18 protein-coding genes and 1 riboswitch are annotated in these 19,687 nt (G+C 41.9%); of the genes, 8 read left to right on the top strand and 10 right to left on the bottom strand.

Translation table 11 applies throughout. The features are described from left to right. The first annotated feature begins 22 nt into the window (after window positions 1-22). Window positions 23-1,639 carry a M28 family metallopeptidase gene (locus tag SJY45_RS06235; protein ID WP_400073676.1) on the top strand — a complete coding sequence of 539 codons (1,617 nt, stop codon included), beginning with the start codon at window positions 23-25 and terminating at the stop codon, window positions 1,637-1,639. 20 nt (window positions 1,640-1,659) lie between these two features. Here the strand turns inward: SJY45_RS06235 and SJY45_RS06240 are convergent, their stop codons facing one another. Both SJY45_RS06240 and SJY45_RS06245 read right to left on the bottom strand, forming a co-directional pair. Next, entirely contained in the window at window positions 1,660-2,394 is a 735-nt protein-coding gene (locus SJY45_RS06240; RefSeq protein ID WP_400073677.1) for a LytR/AlgR family response regulator transcription factor, read from the bottom strand. Window positions 2,395-2,396: 2 nt separating this feature from the next. Next, on the bottom strand, window positions 2,397-4,358 hold the full coding sequence (locus SJY45_RS06245) for a histidine kinase dimerization/phosphoacceptor domain -containing protein (protein ID WP_400073678.1): 1,962 nt from the start codon (window positions 4,356-4,358) through the stop codon (window positions 2,397-2,399). A 217-nt stretch (window positions 4,359-4,575) separates the two neighbouring features. Here SJY45_RS06245 and SJY45_RS06250 point away from each other — a divergent pair, with 217 nt between their 5' ends. From SJY45_RS06250 to SJY45_RS06280, 7 genes are all read left to right on the top strand, one after another. Beyond that, entirely contained in the window at window positions 4,576-5,100 is a 525-nt protein-coding gene (locus SJY45_RS06250; RefSeq protein WP_400073679.1) for an ester cyclase, read from the top strand. A gap of 620 nt (window positions 5,101-5,720) precedes the next feature. Further along, window positions 5,721-7,313 (top strand): glycoside hydrolase family 32 protein, encoded by a 1,593-nt coding sequence (locus tag SJY45_RS06255; protein WP_400073680.1) that lies wholly within the window; start codon window positions 5,721-5,723, stop codon window positions 7,311-7,313. A gap of 142 nt (window positions 7,314-7,455) precedes the next feature. After that, the gene (locus tag SJY45_RS06260; protein WP_400073681.1) at window positions 7,456-8,214 is read left to right on the top strand and encodes an SDR family NAD(P)-dependent oxidoreductase; all 759 of its coding nucleotides are present in this window, start codon (window positions 7,456-7,458) and stop codon (window positions 8,212-8,214) included. Between the two features lie 13 nt (window positions 8,215-8,227). After that, entirely contained in the window at window positions 8,228-9,142 is a 915-nt protein-coding gene (locus tag SJY45_RS06265; RefSeq protein ID WP_400073682.1) for a helix-turn-helix domain-containing protein, read from the top strand. A gap of 78 nt (window positions 9,143-9,220) precedes the next feature. Next, on the top strand, window positions 9,221-9,784 hold the full coding sequence (locus SJY45_RS06270) for a Crp/Fnr family transcriptional regulator (protein ID WP_289039826.1): 564 nt from the start codon (window positions 9,221-9,223) through the stop codon (window positions 9,782-9,784). Between the two features lie 65 nt (window positions 9,785-9,849). Then, a complete protein-coding gene (locus SJY45_RS06275; RefSeq protein ID WP_400073683.1) occupies window positions 9,850-10,176 on the top strand; it encodes a DMT family transporter in 327 nt (108 codons plus the stop codon). A gap of 66 nt (window positions 10,177-10,242) precedes the next feature. After that, a complete protein-coding gene (locus SJY45_RS06280; RefSeq protein WP_400073684.1) occupies window positions 10,243-11,055 on the top strand; it encodes a pseudouridine synthase in 813 nt (270 codons plus the stop codon). Between the two features lie 79 nt (window positions 11,056-11,134). On the opposite strand, the gene thiH is transcribed toward SJY45_RS06280, so the two are convergent. The 8 genes from thiH to SJY45_RS06320 all read right to left on the bottom strand — a co-directional run bounded on the left by thiH (window position 11,135) and on the right by SJY45_RS06320 (window position 19,684). After that, the gene (gene thiH / locus SJY45_RS06285) at window positions 11,135-12,241 is read right to left on the bottom strand and encodes a 2-iminoacetate synthase ThiH (RefSeq protein ID WP_400073685.1); all 1,107 of its coding nucleotides are present in this window, start codon (window positions 12,239-12,241) and stop codon (window positions 11,135-11,137) included. A 10-nt stretch (window positions 12,242-12,251) separates the two neighbouring features. Then, complete coding sequence (locus SJY45_RS06290; protein ID WP_215439761.1) at window positions 12,252-13,022, bottom strand: thiazole synthase; 771 nt, start codon at window positions 13,020-13,022, stop codon at window positions 12,252-12,254. Window positions 13,023-13,024: 2 nt separating this feature from the next. Continuing rightward, entirely contained in the window at window positions 13,025-13,678 is a 654-nt protein-coding gene (gene thiE / locus SJY45_RS06295) for a thiamine phosphate synthase (protein WP_400073686.1), read from the bottom strand. Between the two features lie 2 nt (window positions 13,679-13,680). After that, on the bottom strand, window positions 13,681-14,316 hold the full coding sequence (locus SJY45_RS06300; protein ID WP_400073687.1) for a thiamine phosphate synthase: 636 nt from the start codon (window positions 14,314-14,316) through the stop codon (window positions 13,681-13,683). 10 nt (window positions 14,317-14,326) lie between these two features. Continuing rightward, window positions 14,327-16,186 carry a phosphomethylpyrimidine synthase ThiC gene (thiC, locus tag SJY45_RS06305; protein WP_400073688.1) on the bottom strand — a complete coding sequence of 620 codons (1,860 nt, stop codon included), beginning with the start codon at window positions 16,184-16,186 and terminating at the stop codon, window positions 14,327-14,329. 84 nt (window positions 16,187-16,270) lie between these two features. Next, window positions 16,271-16,474, bottom strand: a complete 204-nt coding sequence (gene thiS, locus SJY45_RS06310; RefSeq protein WP_400073689.1) for a sulfur carrier protein ThiS — start codon at window positions 16,472-16,474, stop codon at window positions 16,271-16,273. Window positions 16,475-16,585: 111 nt separating this feature from the next. Further along, window positions 16,586-16,682, bottom strand: a riboswitch (TPP riboswitch). A 121-nt stretch (window positions 16,683-16,803) separates the two neighbouring features. Continuing rightward, on the bottom strand, window positions 16,804-18,741 hold the full coding sequence (locus SJY45_RS06315; RefSeq protein WP_400073690.1) for an OmpA family protein: 1,938 nt from the start codon (window positions 18,739-18,741) through the stop codon (window positions 16,804-16,806). Between the two features lie 10 nt (window positions 18,742-18,751). Further along, the gene (locus SJY45_RS06320; RefSeq protein ID WP_215914180.1) at window positions 18,752-19,684 is read right to left on the bottom strand and encodes a type IX secretion system membrane protein PorP/SprF; all 933 of its coding nucleotides are present in this window, start codon (window positions 19,682-19,684) and stop codon (window positions 18,752-18,754) included. Window positions 19,685-19,687: the final 3 nt, after the last annotated feature.

Raw genomic sequence — 19,687 nt, forward strand, 5'->3', positions numbered from 1 at the left:
GGCAGTTCAAAAAAAAACCGTTATGAAAAATTATGTAAAACTTTTATTGGTACTCCTGCTCGCAAGTTGTGGCAACCCTACAACGGTGGCTCCAAAATTGGCAGAAGTAGACCAGAACACGCTTGCCAAACATATAGAGCGTTTGGCATCAGATGAATTTTTAGGCAGAAAGCCCTTTACGGAGGGTGAGGTAAAAACGGTAAACTATCTAAAGGACGAGTTTGAAAAGTTGGGTGTTTCCCCCGGAAACGGAGATAGCTATTTTCAAGAAGTGCCCATGGTAGAAATTACGGGCACGCCTTCCGAAAAAATGGTCATTTCCGGTAAAGAGGGCAGTTTTAACCTAGATGTACTAAAAGATTTTGTGGCCACCACCAGCAAGGTTACCCCAAACGTTAGCTTGGACAATTCCGAACTTGTTTTTGCGGGTTACGGTATTGTAGCCCCGGAATACGACTGGAACGATTATGAAGGTATTGACTGGAAGGGCAAAACGGCCGTGGTCCTGATCAACGATCCCGGTTTCCAGTCCGGAGATTCTACCTTGTTCAAAGGCAACGAAATGACCTATTACGGGCGTTGGACCTATAAATACGAAGAAGCGGCACGGCAGGGCGCCAAAGGCCTTATCATCATTCACGATACGGAACCGGCCTCCTATGGTTGGAACGTTGTGGAGTCCGGTTGGAGCGGTTCCAAATTGATCATAGAAAGTGAGCAGCCCCTTTTGGATGTGGAGTCATGGATCAGTGGGCCAAGTGCCGAGCTGTTGTTTGATGCTTCGGTCATGAAGGGCGAAGATTATAAAACGCTGGCCAGAAGTAGGGTCTTTAAGCCTATTCCGTTAGACCTAGACGTTTCGGTGGCCATTCAGAATAAAATAAAAAAGGACGTTTCTAAAAATGTAATCGGGCTTATTCCCGGAACGGACCTAAAGGACGAGGTTATTATCTACTCCGCCCATTGGGACCATTTTGGGGTGGGCAAGGCCATTGATGGCGACTCCATTTATAACGGTGCCGTAGACAATGCTTCCGGTACGGCGGGTCTTTTGGCCTTGGCCGAAGCCTTCAAAAAAACGGATACCACCAGACGTTCCATTGCCTTTATTGCGGTTACCGGAGAAGAACAAGGCTTGTTGGGTTCTGCCTATTATTCCGAAAATCCCATTTACGACCCCAAAAAAACCGTGGCCAATATTAATATTGACGCGCTATCTAGCCCCGGAAAAATGAAAGACCTGACCATTACCGGTTTTGGGCAGTCCGAAATGGATGAATATGCCGAAGCTGCCGCGCTAAAACAGGACCGCTACATTATTCCCGACCCTGATGCGGAAAAAGGGTATTTCTTTAGATCGGACCATTTTAATTTTGCCAAAATAGGTATTCCGGCCTTGTACGCCAGTGGTTCCCATGAAGGTTTTGATATGAGTATTGAGGAGATCAAAGAATTGAAAGCGGACTACCTTACGCATACCTATCACCAACCATCGGACGAATACGATCCCGAAACCACCGAACTGAGCGGTGTACGGTTTGACCTGCAGTTATTTTACGATGTTGGATTGCGACTGGCCAATGAGGATTATTTTCCCAAATGGTACGATGGAAGCGAATTTAAAGCGGCCCGAAAGTAGTAACGATTCCGCTCCAGACTTTAAATGGTCTGTATACGCTTGAACAAAAATTCCTTATGTGATTTGCTTAACGGAATTACCTTTCTATTGATTTCCAAATGGCCGTCCGCGATGACATCCAATTTAGAAATATTGACTACATAGGAACGATGCACGCGCATAAACGTGGCATTGGGCAAGCGCTCCAACATGTTTTTTAGGGTACAGCTCAAGACCAGATTTCCGGTTTTGGTCACTACCGTGCAGTAGTTTCGGTCTGCCTCAATATAGAGGATATCCTCTAACAGCAATTTTTCCATTTTACCGTTGTGACGAATAAATACGCGATCGCCCAACACTTCCATATCCGTCAAAGGGTCCGTGACCGTTTCATCCTTCTCCTCTAGTTGGTCCGCCACCAATTCTATGGTGCGCTGCAGGTTCAATTTATTGAAAGGTTTGGTAATATAGGCCTTGGGCCTGGTTTCCTTGGCTTGGGCAAAAGTAGCTTCGTCCGCATTAGCGGTAAGATAGATTACAGGAATATCCTTAAACTGTTGAATGGCCTTTGCGGTCTGAATTCCGTTTAGATTTCCCTTTAGGTTAATATCCAACAACAAAATATCCGGCGCGTTCTCCTTGGCGTGGGTTACGGCCTCTTCTCCCCTAGTAACAACACCTGTGACCTCGTACCCCAGATTGCCCAGTTGTAACGAGATGTTGGCGGCAATGATCATATCATCCTCTACAATAAGTATACGGGTTCCTTTTTTCATTATCAAGCGGCTTTATGTAGTTGAAATTGAATGGATACCGCAGTACCCTGACTAACGTTGAGTACCATTTCACCATCTAATTGTTTGGTGAGCAAATCTACCAACTGCGTACCGAATCCGGTGCCTTGGGAAACCCCTTCTCCCCAATTCCCGATACCATCATCCCTAACATCTAATTGTAACATTTGCTCTTCCTCTCTTAGACTTATTTTTATTTTTCCTTTTCGCCCGTTGGGGAAAGCATATTTTAAAGAATTGGTAAACAGCTCGTTTACGATAAGCCCAATGGGAATGGCCATATCCACATCTAGCTCCATAGGTTCCATAACCACCTCCAAAGACACGGTTTCATTGGCGCCAAAGGCATCTACGATATATTCGCCCAACTGTTGAAAATACCCTTTCATTTCCACCGCGGCCAAGTTCTTACCGGTGTACAGTTTTTGATGGATCATACCCATGCTTTGCACCCTATGCTGACTTTCGCGCATGGCCTTTAACACATCTTCATCGTGTATACGTGCCGCCTGAAGGGATAACAGACTGGAAACGGTCTCTAGATTATTCTTTACCCTATGGTGAATTTCCTTGAGTAAAAATTCCTTTTCCTCATTCTGCTTCTGTAATATTTTATTGACCTTAAACTTATTCTGAATGGCCTTGTAGGACAGTATTAAAAGGAGCAACAACAAAGCCAAGATAACCACGGTAAGCTTTTGTGTGGTCTTTTGTTTGGAAATAAGGGCTTCTTGGGATTGGATCCTATCTTCTTTACCGGCCACATCAAACTCCGTTCGTAATTGCGAGGTTCTTTTGTCCGCCTCGGCGGTAAAAACATCGGCCTTGTATTTATCGTAACGGGCAAAGGCCGCATAGGCCTCTTTGTATTGGTGATTTCCCGCATGGGCCTTGCCCAGAGCTTCATACGCCTGACTCAAGAAAAAAGCATCGCCAAAATCTTCCGTAGCAATAGTGATGGACTTTTCCAGACATTCAACCGCTTTGGCATATTCCCCCTCCAGATTTTTTAGTTTGCCAATGGCCAACCAACTTCGCATGAGAAGAAAATTATTCTCTAGCAATTCCGCATACTTTATGGCGTTGACGCCTGCTTCTTCGGCCTTTTCAAATTCGTTTAAATACGAGTAGGTGTCCACCAGGAGCATATACACATCACTCAGATTATTATAAAAACCGTAGCGCTCCCCCACAACAATAGCATGCTGAAAATAGTTGAGCGCCTGCTCATAGTCCGCCAACGCCAGATAATTATTGGCTACCACAAAGAGGGTAAAATCATAATCCAGATCGTTTATACCCCGTTCTTCATAAAGTGCCAACGATTTTAGACCGTACTCCAGCCCTGTTTTAAATTTGGACTGTTTCCAGAACAGATTACTTAAATCACTATAAGCCATGGCAATTGCCCTTTTGTCGTTCAATTTTTCACCCAACCGAAGGCATTCCAAGGCATAATCTGCCGCTTTGCCCAGTTTTCCGCGTCTTTCGTACACATACCCCAATTGGGTATTAAGATGGGGCAAGTCTTTTTCCAGCACTTTGCAACGTGCGCTTTCCAGTACTTTTTCGGCAGAGTCCAGTTTTTCCATACGAAGCAAAATAGCAGCTTCCGTAATCTGAAAACGACCTTCCCAGACACTGTCCTTTCCGGTTTTAGTGAGCTGTAGACCTTCTTTGGTAAACTGCAAAGCCTTGTTCAAGTTCCGGGTATGCCAATAATAGGCCAGGTCATTGAGAATGGAAAACTTAAGGGTATCCGGTCTTGCGGATGGGTAGGCTCTTTCTAGGGTATCTAGGTAGGAGGCTCCAAAATTATCGGTTTCTACAAATACCTTTTTGTAAGAAAAATTGCCATTGGACTCTATAATTTGGGCACAAACAATACTGCAATTCAAAATAGAAAAGGCCCAGAAAGCAACAACTTTTGGTAGAATGGTTCTCATGGTTTGGCGTGCTACTCACCGAGGGAAATGAGAATGATTAAATATACGATAAAACTTGTTAGAATCCCTTTGATAAATAGAAATGAACGTTGGGACAATAATTTTAGGGGTTCGTCCGCATTGGAGAACGCCCTATGCTGAAATTATATAGTTTCATCACGAATTGAAGTGTTAAGTACCCCAAGTTCATTTATTAATTTTTATAAGACAGGTATGCATGAAGCGCATTGGACTCTTACTAACACTCTTTACGATGGTAGTGTTGTCCTGCAAAAACAATAACCAACTTCAAGCTACTACGTATTCCGCACAGGAAGACCTTATACGAACCAACTTTAACAACTTCATAAAAGCATCATGGAACGCAAAAGACATGGATAGTTTAAAATCTATTGTAACAGAGAACTACACCCGTATTCAAAACGGGATTAAAGTAGTTCATAACCAAAGTGAAATGCAGGCCCTTATGAACGTTTATTTTACGGGTTTCCCCGATGCAAAAATGACCATAGACACAGTGGTAGTGAAAGACCGAAAACTTTTTACCCACTGGACCCTGAACGGAACCAATACCGGTGTTTTTAGCGGAACACCTGCTACAGGAAAAAAAATAGAACTGAAAGGTTGTGTTACCGCTTCTTTCAGCAAAAAAGGAAAGCTCATACAAGAAGAGGTGTACTATAATGAACTAGAATTGCTCCAACAACTGGGGTATACTTTGGTACCACCTGTTTTGGAATAGAAGCGGACTAAATCCAAAAAATTAAATAGAATACGCCAAACTTTTATAAATATAAACAACCAATTAATTAGTACATATGTAATAAAACATTCCGATGAAATCTTAAAAGTGGTATCGGAACTAACACAGAAGTAATCTCAATTATTACATTCCAAACCAGACAGGACAAACCATTGCGGAGTTTCGGGGGAAGCCAAAGTGGAGTCCTGTCGGTTTATTTTATAGCTCAACTATAAACAAACAGATAGGTTATCTTATTCAAGGGAATTAAAAAGACAATGCTCTCAACGGTCTGTGGTAAACCTGTGAATTAGCTAAAATGTATTGTCCCGATAGCCTGTCTGTTTTATTGACTTCTATTTTGCTAAAAACCAAAGTCCTATTGGTATGCCCCCATTACACCACACTCCGGATTCATCCTTAAAAATTTAGGACCGCATTTCCACCACGTATAAAAGTGATTAGATTAAAGACAGCCCAAAGCCATTTTAAAAATGGCTCATAAGCTCCCATTCATTATAAAAATTAATGAGGAGCACATTCTAATTTTATATTCGCTTCTCATTGCTTAAATTTAGGAGTCTTAAAACTACGACACTTAACTAACTCAACTTATATCTATGAAAAATCTTATCTATTTTTCGCTTTTGGCCTTTCTAACCTTTAGCCTATCCTTAGGTTGTAAGGACGAACCTAAGGTTAAGGAATATTCTAACCCGGAAATATCGGATGTATATCAAGAAAAGCACCGGCCACAATTCCATTTCACCCCAGAAGCCAAATGGATGAACGATCCCAACGGAATGTTCTACTACAAGGGCAAATACCATCTTTTTTATCAGTATTACCCAGATAGTACCGTGTGGGGACCAATGCATTGGGGCCATGCCGAATCTAAGGATATGGTTCATTGGGAACACTTGCCCATTGCATTGTACCCAGATTCTTTAGGTCTTATTTTTTCCGGGGGTGCCGTGGTGGACCTGAACAATACTTCGGGCTTTGGCACTAAAGAAAACCCTCCTATCGTAGCTACATTTACACATCATAATATGGCAGGAGAAAAAGCAAAAACTAACGATTTTCAGACCCAAAGTATAGCATATAGCCTAGATGAAGGCACAAAATGGACCAAATATGAGCAAAATCCCGTAATTCCGAATACGGAGAAAATTAAGGATTTTAGGGACCCAAAAGTGGTGTGGCATGAGAAATCGCAAAAATGGATTCTAACCTTGGCCGCCTACGATAAGGTTAAATTCTATGCATCGCCAAACCTTATTGATTGGAGTTTCCTTTCCGACTTTGGTATTGAAGGTGATACCCGATTGTGGGAATGTCCCGATCTGTTTCCTGTAAAGGTTAAAGGCACCGATGAAGAAAAATGGGCGCTTATCGTAAGCATCCAAAAGGAAGCTCCCAATGGCGGAACTGCCACATCTTATTTTATAGGGGATTTTGATGGCAAAGATTTTAAAAGTGATATAAAAGACCAAAAATGGTTGGATTGGGGTGCGGACAATTATGCCTTTGTAACCTGGAACAATATACCAGAAAACGACGGGAGAATACTGGGCATAGGTTGGATGTCCAATTGGCAATACGCCTTAATCGTACCCACGGAAAAATGGAGAAGTGCCATGACGCTTCCACGGGAACTACAACTAGTGAAAAACAATACGGACTACAGTCTTTTGAGCATTCCGGCCCAAGAAACGCAGAGTTTACGAAAGGATTCCGTTTCCTTAGACTCTTTTAAAGTAGAAGGCACACATGCATTGGAAGGCTCGTTTTCCCCCTCGCAGTTTGAAATTGTGATGGATATTGACTTAAAGGAAACTACGGCTCAATCCTTTGGAATTGAACTAAAAAACGGACTTGGAGAGAATCTGGTAATCACTTTTGATAGGGCCGAAGAAAAACTATATGTAGATCGGACCAACTCCAGTACCACTAAGTTTTCCGAAGACTTTTTCAGTAAAAAACATTCCGCGCCGTTTAGTCTTAAAGACAATACCTTAAAAATACAGCTCTTTGTTGACGTTTCGTCCCTAGAATTATTTCTTAATGACGGAGAACTGAATTTTACGGATATTTTCTTTCCTACGGAAAAGTTTGATACCGTTTCCTTATTTGCCAATGACGGAAACTTGAACATTACCCACACGAACCTGTATTCCCTTAACGGAATTTGGAATGTTGAGGAGAAATAGCACCGCAATTATAAGAGGTTAACCTTTTAGAAATAGGTCGTAAACTCTGTTTTAGTGTTGCATTTGGATACAATAACCATAGATTTTGCTACACTTACCCTATGAATTGTACTGAACTTTGTGCAAACAAAATTTAGCGACTATGAAAAAGACTAAAATCGCATTAGTAACCGGTGGAAGCCGTGGGCTGGGTAAGGATATGGCCATCAATATTTCAAAAAAAGGGATAGATGTTATCATCACCTATCACACCAATGAACAGGCTGCCAATGAGGTGGTTTCCGAAATTGAAAAGATTGGTCAAAAGGCTAAAGCCTTTCAATTGGATACGAGCAACACCAAAGAGTTTGGAAGATTTTTCAATCGGTTATCCGCTTATCTAACTGAGGAATACGGCAATCCAAATTTCGATTTTCTTATAAACAATGCTGGTACTGGATTATACAACCCTATCACTGACACGACTGAGGAACAGTTTGACGAGCAAATGAACATTCACTTTAAAGGTGTGTACTTCTTGACCCAAAAGGCCTTATTATTTATAAATGACGGAGGGCGTATCATTAACATATCATCAGGTTTGACCCGGTTTTCATTTCCTGGTGCATCGGCATATGCCTGTATGAAGGGAGCCGTTGAAGTATTAACGCGCTATCTGGCCAAGGAATTAGGACCAAGAAAAATTACAGCTAACATTGTTGCCCCAGGTGCCATTGCTACCGATTTTGGGGGCGGTACCAACAGGGATAATAAAAAAAGACAAACCATTGCCAATATTACCGCCTTAGGTAAAGTTGGAGAACCTGAAGATATTGGTGGAGTTGTGGCTTTCCTCTGTACGGAAGATGCCCGTTGGATCAACGGCCAACGTTTAGAGGTCTCCGGGGGTATGCTGCTCTAATAACTACGTAACAATGAAAACCAACGTTCGGAAAATAGAAACCATTAGTGAATTTCATAAAATAAGAGGGCTGTCTAGCCCTCATCACCCTTTGGTGAGTTTAATTGATTACGGGCTAACCAAAATTCTTCCAGAACACATTGGAGAGCAATGGCTCTTTAATTTCTATTCCATAGGTATAAAAAGAAATGTTGGTCCGTTACGATACGGACAAAAGGAATATGATTTTGATAATGGAATACTATCCTTTATTGCGCCAGGGCAGCTATTGCGTGTGGAACCCAACAACAAGAAAAATTTGAATCCATCCGGATGGCTACTCCTTATACATCAAGATTATATCTGGAATACGTCTCTCGCAAAAACTATAAAACAATATGATTTTTTCGACTATGCGATAAACGAGGCGCTTTTTATGTCCGAAAAAGAGGAAAGCCTACTGGAAGGTATTATGCAAAACATTAAGCGGGAGATTGAAGATAACATCGATAATTTCAGCCAAAATATTATTATAGCACAAATAGAACTGTTACTTAGCTATTCCGAAAGGTTCTATGAGCGCCAATTCATTACCAGAAAGAAAAACAACCATGAAGTTCTAGTGCGATTGGAAGAAGTTATAAACCACTATATTGACGATAACACGTTAGGCGAAAAGGGCCTACCCACGGTTCAAAACGTAGCCTCTGCACTACATCTTTCCCCTAATTACCTTAGCGGACTTCTTAAAAACCTGACAGGTTTAAATACCCAACAACATATTCATGAAAAACTCATTGCAAAGGCTAAGGAAAAATTATCCTCAACAGACCTATCCGTGAGTGAAATTGCCTATGAACTGGGGTTTGAGCATTCGCAATCCTTTAGCAAACTGTTCAAGGCCAAGACAAATCTTTCACCTTCAAAATTTAGGATTTCATTTAATTGATAGAAATACTATTGTCCTAGTTCGTAAATTTGAATCGAGAATTACCTCTATACACTATGCTCGCCAAAAGGCCCTTCAATGACAATTGACGAAATAATAAACAGGATTTACCCGCTGCCACAAGATTCTAGAGAATCCCTTAAAAAGCACATTACGGAAGTGGGCTATCCCAAAGGGCACATTCTTTTAAAGGCCGAAAAAATTGAAACGAGTATTTATTTTATAAAAAAAGGAATTGTCCGGGCCTTTTCCAACTTGGCGGACCAGGAGGTTACTTTTTGGTTTGGTGCTGAAGGTGATACCATTATCTCCATGAAAAGTTATGTTGCTCTTGAAAAAGGCTATGAAGACATTGAACTCTTAGAAAATTGCGAACTCTATGAACTGAAAACACAGGATTTGCAGAAGCTCTATGATCAAGACATCCATATTGCAAACTGGGGCCGGAAATTTGCCGAACAAGAACTAATTAAAACGGAAGAGCGACTTATATTTCTTCAGTTTAAAAATGCTACGGAAAGGTATGCATCGCTCCTAAAAAATTCCCCGGACCTTATTAAACGGGTACAATTGGGGCATATAGCTTCTTATTTGGGCATCACGCAAGTGAGTTTAAGCAGAATACGGGCAGAAATAAAATAGCCTTCTTTTTTATCATTTGTAAAATGATTCCTCAGTTCAATCCCCGACTTTTACATAAAAAAGAAATGAACTGGATTCTCCTAGTTATAGCCGGCCTTTTTGAAGTAGCTTTTGCTTTTTGCTTGGGAAAGGCCAAAGAAGCATCAGGTAATGAAATGTATCTCTGGTATTTGGGTTTCATAATCACCCTTGCCGTAAGTATGGGGCTTTTGGTGAAAGTTACCCAACATTTACCCATTGGGACCGCCTATGCGGTTTGGACGGGCATTGGAGCTGTGGGCACTGTATTAATGGGTATTTTGGTCTTCAAGGAACCGGCTTCCCTGCTTCGTATATTTTTCCTCACTACTTTAATCGGTTCTATTATTGGCCTAAAAGTGGTTTCTCATTAATGAATGAGAAAGGTTAGCTTGCTATTTAAAAATTGATTTTATCTATTTTTACTTTTTAGCCGTACCATGCAAGACAACACCACCGTAGAAACCCATAAAGTTCCTCCTCTTTCCGATCCAATAAGGCTTCAAGAGTATGGGGTGGGTATTTTCAGTTCCGTGCCTACAAAATCCGCTTTAAAAAAAGTACTTAAAAAAAAGTTCGTTACGGTTAACGGGATAATAGCTTCTACGGGCACCTATATTAAAGGAGGTGAAAACATTACCTTGAAGGTAACGACCGAAACTCCCCAAGGAAAAAAACTCATTTTTGACCTAAAAGTTATTTATGAGGATGACTATCTGGCCTTAATTCATAAACCGGGCGGCATTCTGGTAAGTGGCAACGGTTTTAAGACCATTGCCCATGCATTGCCTCAAAACCTACAACCTAGTGCGTTGCCAGATACTACTAAACCCCAACCTGTACACCGGTTGGATTATGCTACAACCGGAGTGTTATTGACAGGAAAAACAGCAAGTGCCATTCGAAAGCTCAACCAACTTTTTGAGGATAAAAAAATTAAGAAAACCTATTATGCGGTAACCATTGGAACAATGCTTCCGCAAGGAAAAATCACTACTTCCATAGATGATAAGTTTGCCGAAAGTCATTTTGAGATTGTCCGGTCCGTTGTGTCCAAAAAATACGGAACCCTAAATCTAGTGAAACTGGACCCCAAAACCGGAAGACGCCATCAACTACGGAAACATCTCGGCTTCCCTAAACAACCCTATTCTTGGAGATCAAACTTATGGCAAAGAAGGTTTTATTTTAAAGGGAAAAGGACTTTACCTTCATGCATATTCCCTAGAATTCATTCACCCATTTACGGATGAGAAAATCCGTATAACGGATGATTTACCGGAACGGTTTACGAAAATATTCGGTACGCTTTAGATTGGAATTGCATACGAATCAAGCAAAAATTTCCCAATCTTTAAAAACCGGCTCATAGCCCTGTTTCTTTATCATTTCCCGGATTTCCGCCGTAGAGCGTTCATCCGAAATTTCAAATTGCTCCAAAGATTCCGGTTCTGCAGTATACCCTCCCGGATTGGTTTTTGACTCCGCGCTGATAGACGTAATTCCCAATTTTATAATGTTATTTCGGAACGTTTCACTTTCCCGAGTAGACATGGATAGCTCAACGTCTTCATCTAGCAATCGGTAAGCACAAATTAACTGAACCAAATCCGCATCCGTCATTTCTACCTTTGGTTGTACATCGCCTTGGTGTGGTCTCAACCTTGGAAACGATATACTGTACTTCGTTTTCCAATAGGTCTTTTGCAGGTATTTTAAGTGCAAGGCCGTATAAAAACTGTCAACACGCCAGTCTTCCAATCCAAACAAAGCTCCCAGTCCTATTTTATGGATGCCTGCTTTTCCTAAACGGTCTGGGGTATCCAATCGGTAATTAAAATTCGATTTTTTTCCTTTGGGGTGATGCACTTTGTAAGTAGCCTCATGATACGTTTCTTGGTATACCAAAACGGCATACAATCCCGCTGCTATCAACTCCTCATACTCCTCTTGGTCCATAGGTTGGACCTCCATACTGATATTGGAGAAATGTGACTTTATCAACTCAATAGCATGTTTGATATATGCCACGCCTACTTTTCTATTGGCTTCGCCCGTTACCAGTAAAATATGGTCATAGCCCAGTTCTTTTATATGCGCTACTTCTTTTAGTATTTCGGCATCACTCAAGGTTTTACGGGGAATTTTATTGGTCATACTAAACCCGCAATAGGTGCAAATGTTCTGGCATTCATTGGACAGATACATGGGCAGATACATCTGAATGGTGTTCCCAAAACGCTTTTTGGTCAGCTGATGGCTGCGCTGTGCCATTTCTTCAAGAAAAGGTTTGGCCGCTGGAGAAATCAATGTTTTAAAATCGTCCAAAGAAATACGTTCCTTTTTAAGAACTGCAGCTACCTCCGCTTCGGTTACGGCATAAATTTCATGCTCTAGGGTATCCCAATCGTATTCCTCAAATGTATTTCTAAAAGCCATAAGGTCTATTTTAGTTTAAAAAGGACGTTAACGGACTGCTCGCTTCCGCCACTTCTTTTACAGGTGCCAATTTTGCTCGGTAGGCCATTCTTCCCGCTTCAACGGCCATTTTAAAGGCAATGGCCATGTCAACCGGACTAGGAGATACTGCAATGGCCGTATTGACCAAAACCGCATCTGCTCCCAATTCCATGGCATAAGCCGCATGTGATGGGGCACCAATACCCGCATCTACAATTACCGGTACATTGCTCTGTTCGATTATAATTTTTAGGAAATCATCGGTTTTTAATCCTTTGTTGCTTCCTATGGGCGCACCCAAAGGCATTACACATTGTACGCCAACCTCTTCCAATCGCTTACACAAAACAGGGTCCGCATGGATATAGGGCATTACAACAAATCCCAATTTCACCAATTCTTCGGCCGCCTTTAGAGTTTCTATGGGGTCTGGCAAAAGGTACCTTGGGTCTGGGTGAATTTCTAACTTCATCCAATTCGTTTCCAAAGCCTCTCGTGCCAATTGTGCTGCAAAAACCGCTTCTTTAGCCGTTCTTACGCCTGATGTATTTGGCAATAGGTTGATATGGTCCGCATTCAGGCTTTTCAACATATCATCCGATTTGTTCTCAACCTCTACCCTTTTGAGGGCAACGGTAACCAGTTCACTTTCCGAAGCTAGGACAGCTTCCCTCATTTTTTCCGAACTGGAGAATTTACCCGTACCGGTAAATAAGCGTGAAGAAAAAGTTTTATCCGCTATGTGAAGTGCATCTGTCATATTTAAAAGTTTGTTTCCCTGTTCCAAAGTTGTTCGTTCGTAGAAGGTGCTTTCAAAAGGTGGTGAAAAGCGTTTATTATATTAAAATCCTTAGTTATTTCGCCAGAAGCCGCTATACCGTACACTCCGGTTTTTAAAATCTCCGGTACGTCTTCTATAGTAATACCGCCAATAGCAATAATGGGCATGTCCGATTTAAGCTCCTCTACAATGGCTTGATACCCCAAAAGCGGTATAATCGGACTCAAATTTTCCTTGGTTGTCGTGAACCGAAAAGGTCCTAAACCAATATAGTTAACTCCCTTTTTCACCAAAGCCAAGCAATCATCTAAAGTATTTGCCGTTCCTCCAATAATATAATAATCTCCCAAAAGCTTGCGGGCAACCGCGGGGTCGGCATCTGTTTTACCAAGATGCACACCATCTGCCTTTACTTCTTTGGCAATTTGATAATGGTCATTGATAATCAATCGCGTTTGAAAATGTGCCGTAATCTCCCTGGCTCTCTCGGCGGTCTTTAACACCACGCTTTTCTTTACGTTCTTTAAACGCAATTGCACCAGTTCCGCACCAGATGTACAGGCCTTCTGAATATGCTCCAGATGGTCTTCCGGTGTTTTCCCTTGTGAGATATAATGCAACTTTGGTATGTTCATAATCATGTGTTTCTATAAAATTCTTGCATCGCTTTAAAGTCCTCAATGGGCGTTTTGCTGTTCCAGATTCCTCCCAAAACTCCGATTCCTTGAAAACCTAATTTTTGAGTTTCATCCAAATTGTTTTTGGTTATACCACCCATACCGATTACTTTTTTATCGATATGATTTACATCAAACCCCCTGCCTTTATATCCTTTCTTTGAAATGGATGAAAATACAGGGCTCAATAAATGGTAATCAAAATTAAAATTACAGTCTTGCAACTCATTAGGTTCATGAAAGGAGGAACTTATCGTTTTGATTTTGGCGCTTTCGACTCCCAAGGATGCTAAATAATTATTCATTAGGGTTCTGACCTCCCTCTCCTTCAACTCGTTACCTGTCAGCACATCCCTTCTTTTCTGCTCTTGAAAGTGGATTCCCTTTAAATTAAAATCCGCTATCAATTCATGATACAGGTGTACTACCACGCGGTCATGGAATTTTGAATCTATTTTTTCAAGATATGCTGAATGCCCCTCGTAGTCCTTATGCGGTTTACGTAGATGATAATACGCCAAACCTTCTTGAAACAACCTATTCAGTAGTTCAAGTTCGTTGGGCACATCGGTTTCCGGGGCAATCAGAACAATCATGGACTATAATTTACAAGTACACTTCCGAGCCTTTGTCCTTAAATTCTTTGGACTTTTCTTCCATCCCTTTTTGAATGACTTCATTGTCTACAATATCATTTGTCGCGGCAAAATCACGTACTTCCTGAGATATCTTCATAGAGCAGAATTTGGGTCCGCACATAGAACAGAAATGTGCAATCTTGGCACCATCTGCAGGTAAGGTCTCATCGTGATATTCGCGAGCCAATTCCGGGTCTAAGCCCAAGTTAAACTGATCTTCCCAACGGAATTCAAATCGCGCTTTGCTCAATGCATTATCCCTATGTTGTGCACCAGGATGCCCTTTTGCCAAATCTGCCGCATGAGCCGCCAATTTATAGGTTACTACACCTGTTCTTACATCATCTTTATTAGGTAAACCTAAATGTTCTTTAGGCGTCACATAACACAACATAGCACAACCGAACCAACCGATCATAGCCGCGCCAATACCGGAAGTGATATGATCGTAACCGGGAGCTATATCCGTAGTTAAAGGCCCTAAAGTATAAAACGGAGCTTCATCACAAACTTCAATTTGCTTCTCCATGTTCTCTTTGATCATGTGCATGGGCACGTGGCCTGGACCTTCAATAAAACACTGAACTTCGTGTTTTCTAGCAATCTGGGTTAGCTCGCCCAAAGTTTCTAACTCGGCAAACTGAGCTTCATCATTGGCATCCGCTACTGAACCCGGACGTAGACCATCGCCTAGAGAAAAAGCTACATCGTACTGCTTCAGAATTTCACAGATATCCTCAAAATGCGTATATAAGAAACTTTCTTTATGATGCGCTAAACACCATTTAGCCATGATAGAACCGCCACGGGAAACAATACCCGTAACGCGTTTGGCCGTCATGGGCACATAGCGTAAAAGAACACCTGCATGAATGGTAAAATAATCTACTCCCTGCTCGGCCTGTTCAATTAGGGTATCCCTGAAAATTTCCCAAGTAAGGTCTTCTGCTACACCATTCACCTTTTCCAACGCCTGATAAATTGGTACCGTTCCCACGGGAACCGGAGAATTACGAATGATCCATTCACGCGTTTCATGAATGTTTTGACCGGTTGAAAGGTCCATGATGTTATCTGCTCCCCATCTGCAAGCCCAAACCGCCTTTTCCACCTCTTCCTCAATAGAAGATGTAGTAGCCGAGTTCCCGATATTCGCATTGATCTTTACCAAGAAATTACGACCCAAAATCATTGGTTCCGCTTCTGGGTGATTTATGTTGGACGGAATTACCGCACGCCCACGGGCAACTTCTTCACGTACAAATTCAGGAGTAATCTTCTCCGGAATAGCCGCACCAAAATGTTCGCCTTTGTGCTGCTTTACAATCTCGGTCATTTCATCAATTCGCTGATTTTCACGAATGGCGATGTATTCCATTTCAGGAGTAATTATACCCTGCTTTGCGTAATGTAATTGCGTAACGTTCTTCCCTTTTTTGGCTCGTAACGGCTTTTTTAAGAGCGAAAAACGCATGTGATCCAAACTACTATCGCTTAAACGTTCATTGCAATACTCCGAAGAATAACTGTCTAGCTGCTCTACATCTCCTCTACCTAAAATCCACTGCTCCTTAATTCTTTCAATTCCACTATGTACATCAATCTTTTTTTCGGGATCCGTATAAGGCCCTGACGTATCATACACTGTAACCGGTTCATTGGGTGTTAACTTTCCGGTTAAAGAATCCTTAGTGTCGCTCAATGTAATTTCTCGCATTGCAACTTTAATCTCTGGGTGGATTTTTCCACTTACATAGATTTTTTTTGAATTGGGAAAAGGTTGTCTTGTAATGTGGTCTTGTTTTGGGGCAGTGTCTTTACTTTTCATATTTAGTGGCTATGTGCGCTAAGCTATTGCTCGTTGCAGGTTTAACTATATTATTTTAACTCCGGATTTAACTTTAAAAATTCATTAACCACCTTGCGCGGCTTGAATAACGAGAACCGTATCATTGTCTTGAAGAAAACGGGTTTGCCAATTGGCACGTGGTACAACCTGGTCGTTAATGGCCACAGCAACGCCGTTTCCGGAAGAATCTATTTGTTGTAAAAATTGATGGATAGTAGTTTCGGCACCAAGCTGCAACTGCTTTTGGTTCATGTTTATCGTTATCATACAGAATAATTTTATGCTGTAACGATAGAGGCCCGTACGTCTTTGAAAAGAAAGTGCTCCGCTAGAAAACCTCGGACACTTTAATGAAAAGTGTTGTAAACATATATTTCAAAATGTTTTTCAACTTTTCCCTTCGTCGGTACTAACCGCATCAGGTTCAAAGGGTATGTCTCAGTCCCAATAAATAGGAACACCCCTAAAGTTTACATTTACAAATGTATAGAATGAAGATTAAAAAAAAGAATTTTAGTTGAGTCAAATTAGTTAAAACAAAAAAAGGGAAAAAGCTATGCTCTTTCCCTTTCTTCCCTTCAAATATATATTTTACTTTATTCTACCACTATGAACTCCGATCGTCTGTTCATTTGGTGCTGCTCCTTGGTACAAGGCACCCCGTTGCTACAATCATTTGTTAGCTGCGTCTCGCCAAAACCTTCAAAGGAGATGCGATCCTGGGCAATGCCCTGCCCTACTAGGTACTCTGCAGTAGACTTGGCCCGGTTGGCAGACAATTGCATATTATAATTATCGTTCGCGCGGGAGTCCGTATGTGATCGCACCTGTACCTTCACGTTCGGGTATTCGTTCAAATACGCCAGTACTTTATTGATGCTCACCTTGGCATCTTCACGGATGAAGTGTTTATCAAAATCAAAATAAATCGGTTCTATGTTAAGGTACTTAGCTAAATCCGTACCAACGGGAGCCGATTTATCCGCTTGCGCCAATACAACTTCTATTCCGGTTGCATCCTGCGCATTCACCGTGGCAAACATCTTGTCGCCCTCATCATAATCCGTTTTAGTGGCTACGATTTTGTAGTTCCCATCCGTACAATCGCCCTCCATGGCAAACGCACCGTTGGCATCCGTTTCCGAACTGGCAATTAGGTTCTTCTTACTATCATATACTTTAATGGATGCATTGGCAAGCAAAGCTCCCGTCTTTTTATCCTTGACCGTGCCCGTAATATTAGTATGACAAGTAAAATCTAAAGGCTCCGTTTCTAAGAAACCATAAATATCATCATTGCCCACTCCTCCTTCGCGGTTAGAGGCGAAGTATCCTTTTTTCGTTTCTTCGTTTACTATATATGAAAAATCATCCTCTTCCCCATTCAACGGTCTTCCTACGTTAATGACCCTGCCACTATCGTTCTTTAGATCTGTAGCGAATACATCAAGACCGCCCAGACCGGGATGCCCGTCCGAAGAAAAATAAAGGATATCGGATTCGGTTACAAAGGGAAAAGTCTCCCTAGCTTCCGTATTGATTTGCAGGCCCATATTCTGTGGGGCTCCAAAAGTACCGTCCTTGTTAATCTCTACCGAGAATATATCCGATTCCCCGGCCGATCCCGGCATATCGGATGCGAAATACAATTTGGTCTCGTCCTTGTTCAACGTTGGGTGAGCCACGGAGTAACCATCCCCGTTAAAAGGAAGTTCTACGATATTATCCCATTCGCCGTCTACCAAGTTGGCCCTGTATATTTTTAACCTGCTTATCCCTTCCTCATCTCTGGAAAATTTTCCGTTGTCCGAATTGTTACGGGTAAAGTACATGGTCTGTCCATCTTTAGTAAAGGCCGTAGAGGATTCGTGTGTTTTCTTGTTCAGTTTTCGGTCTAACTTTTCCAATGACGTAAAGTTTCCTTGCCCGTCTCCTGTTGCTTTATACAAGTTTAGAAAGGCGCCATTGTTCCATCTGTGGATGTTTTTGGATATCCGCCCACTGTCCCTTGCTGTAGAAAAGACCAAATCTTTTCCATAGAAAGAGGGCGCAAAATCGGACACCTTGGAGTTCAGTGCCAAATTTTTTAGTTCGTACCTTCCTGAGCGTTCCTCTATTTGGTCTAAGTAATCCAAGTTATTGCCATAGGCCAGCGCCCGTTGGTCATTGGACCTTGCCTTCTTGAACTTGTTCATCCAAATGTCCGATGCGTCATACTTTTCCAACGACTTTAATGTCTGGGCGTAGCGGTACATGTATTCGGGGTCGATATCCGTTACTCCCAACTGGAACAGTTGACCGTACCAATTGGCAGCTTCCTCATAGTTCGCGTTTAAATAGTTCGCGTTCCCCAAGTTTTTGAAAATCTCTTCTTCCGTATACCCATCCTCTACTAAAACCTCATATGACTGTATGGCCGAGGCATAGGAATAGTTGGTAAATTTCGTGTCCGCCTTTTTTATCTTTTTCTCTTGTGCCCGGGAAACCATTGTCATTACCGCCAGGCCACAGAATATATATCTTGCTTTTTTCATGTCTTATCTATTAAAAGAATCTTGGGGTAATCACTCGTTTGTAACGGTTCAGGAATTCGTATCTGAGAAAGATTTCAAAGGAACCATCGTTAAATCTGGTAGCTCCTAAATCCGTAATCTCCCGGTCATAGGCCAGACCCAACATCAACTGATCATTCAGTTGAAAACCGAACAGCGCACTTAGAGCTGCATCCCATCTATAGGCAAGCCCCAGTGAAAACTTATCGTTCATCAAGAAATTAGCACTAAGATCCACTTGTAAGGGAGCTCCTTTTACCGCCTTGACCAATGCCGCAGGTTTGAACTTTAACCTTTGGTTTACATCAAACACATAACCGGTAATGAAATAGAAATTCATACGCTCCTCTGCAAGAAACGAACTGGCATCTGTATTGGAGCCGTCAAAATGTTCCGTTTGCAAAAAGTTAGGAACCGATAGACCCGCGTAAAAATGGTCTGTATGGTAATATACCCCTGCTCCTATATTGGGCGAGAACTTGTTGTCTATATTAGGAAGGTTACTCTCCGCACCGTAGTTTCTTAACTTAGAGAAATCTACGTTTAGAAGATGCCCACCTGCCTTTAACCCAAAGGACAGTTTGCCCTCGCGAGAGGTATTCACGGTATAGGAAAATGCCGCATCTACATACGTATCCTGGTTGGTTCCGTTACCGATCTCATCGTTCACGATCGATAGGCCCAACCCCACTTTACCAGAAACCGGTGTATGAAAGTTGAGGGTCTGCGTTGTGGGAGCCCCATCTAAGCCTACCCACTGCGAACGGTGCAGAGCGGCTATACTGAACACCCCACGGGAACCGGCATAGGCCGGGTTTACTGATATGGTGTTATACATGTACTGCGTGTACTGTGCATCCTGCTGACTAAATACCGAGGCCAGACCGGCAAATATGAAGAGGATCGTTGTTACTACTTTTTTCATGGT

Origin of the sequence: Zobellia russellii (assembly GCF_044597075.1) — a bacterium.
Classification (GTDB): domain Bacteria; phylum Bacteroidota; class Bacteroidia; order Flavobacteriales; family Flavobacteriaceae; genus Zobellia; species Zobellia russellii.

Coding starts and splice junctions, on each gene's coding strand:
- SJY45_RS06280 (WP_400073684.1), top strand. CDS start 10,243: ATGCAAGACAACACCACCGTAGAAACCCATAAAGTTCCTCCTCTTTCC.
- SJY45_RS06270 (WP_289039826.1), top strand. CDS start 9,221: ATGACAATTGACGAAATAATAAACAGGATTTACCCGCTGCCACAAGAT.
- SJY45_RS06240 (WP_400073677.1), bottom strand. CDS start 2,394: ATGAAAAAAGGAACCCGTATACTTATTGTAGAGGATGATATGATCATT.
- SJY45_RS06315 (WP_400073690.1), bottom strand. CDS start 18,741: ATGAAAAAAGCAAGATATATATTCTGTGGCCTGGCGGTAATGACAATG.
- thiH (WP_400073685.1), bottom strand. CDS start 12,241: ATGGCTTTTAGAAATACATTTGAGGAATACGATTGGGATACCCTAGAG.
- SJY45_RS06250 (WP_400073679.1), top strand. CDS start 4,576: ATGAAGCGCATTGGACTCTTACTAACACTCTTTACGATGGTAGTGTTG.
- SJY45_RS06235 (WP_400073676.1), top strand. CDS start 23: ATGAAAAATTATGTAAAACTTTTATTGGTACTCCTGCTCGCAAGTTGT.
- thiC (WP_400073688.1), bottom strand. CDS start 16,186: ATGAAAAGTAAAGACACTGCCCCAAAACAAGACCACATTACAAGACAA.
- SJY45_RS06300 (WP_400073687.1), bottom strand. CDS start 14,316: ATGATTGTTCTGATTGCCCCGGAAACCGATGTGCCCAACGAACTTGAA.
- SJY45_RS06255 (WP_400073680.1), top strand. CDS start 5,721: ATGAAAAATCTTATCTATTTTTCGCTTTTGGCCTTTCTAACCTTTAGC.
- SJY45_RS06265 (WP_400073682.1), top strand. CDS start 8,228: ATGAAAACCAACGTTCGGAAAATAGAAACCATTAGTGAATTTCATAAA.
- SJY45_RS06245 (WP_400073678.1), bottom strand. CDS start 4,358: ATGAGAACCATTCTACCAAAAGTTGTTGCTTTCTGGGCCTTTTCTATT.
- SJY45_RS06320 (WP_215914180.1), bottom strand. CDS start 19,684: ATGAAAAAAGTAGTAACAACGATCCTCTTCATATTTGCCGGTCTGGCC.
- thiS (WP_400073689.1), bottom strand. CDS start 16,474: ATGATAACGATAAACATGAACCAAAAGCAGTTGCAGCTTGGTGCCGAA.
- SJY45_RS06260 (WP_400073681.1), top strand. CDS start 7,456: ATGAAAAAGACTAAAATCGCATTAGTAACCGGTGGAAGCCGTGGGCTG.
- SJY45_RS06275 (WP_400073683.1), top strand. CDS start 9,850: ATGAACTGGATTCTCCTAGTTATAGCCGGCCTTTTTGAAGTAGCTTTT.
- SJY45_RS06290 (WP_215439761.1), bottom strand. CDS start 13,022: ATGACAGATGCACTTCACATAGCGGATAAAACTTTTTCTTCACGCTTA.
- thiE (WP_400073686.1), bottom strand. CDS start 13,678: ATGAACATACCAAAGTTGCATTATATCTCACAAGGGAAAACACCGGAA.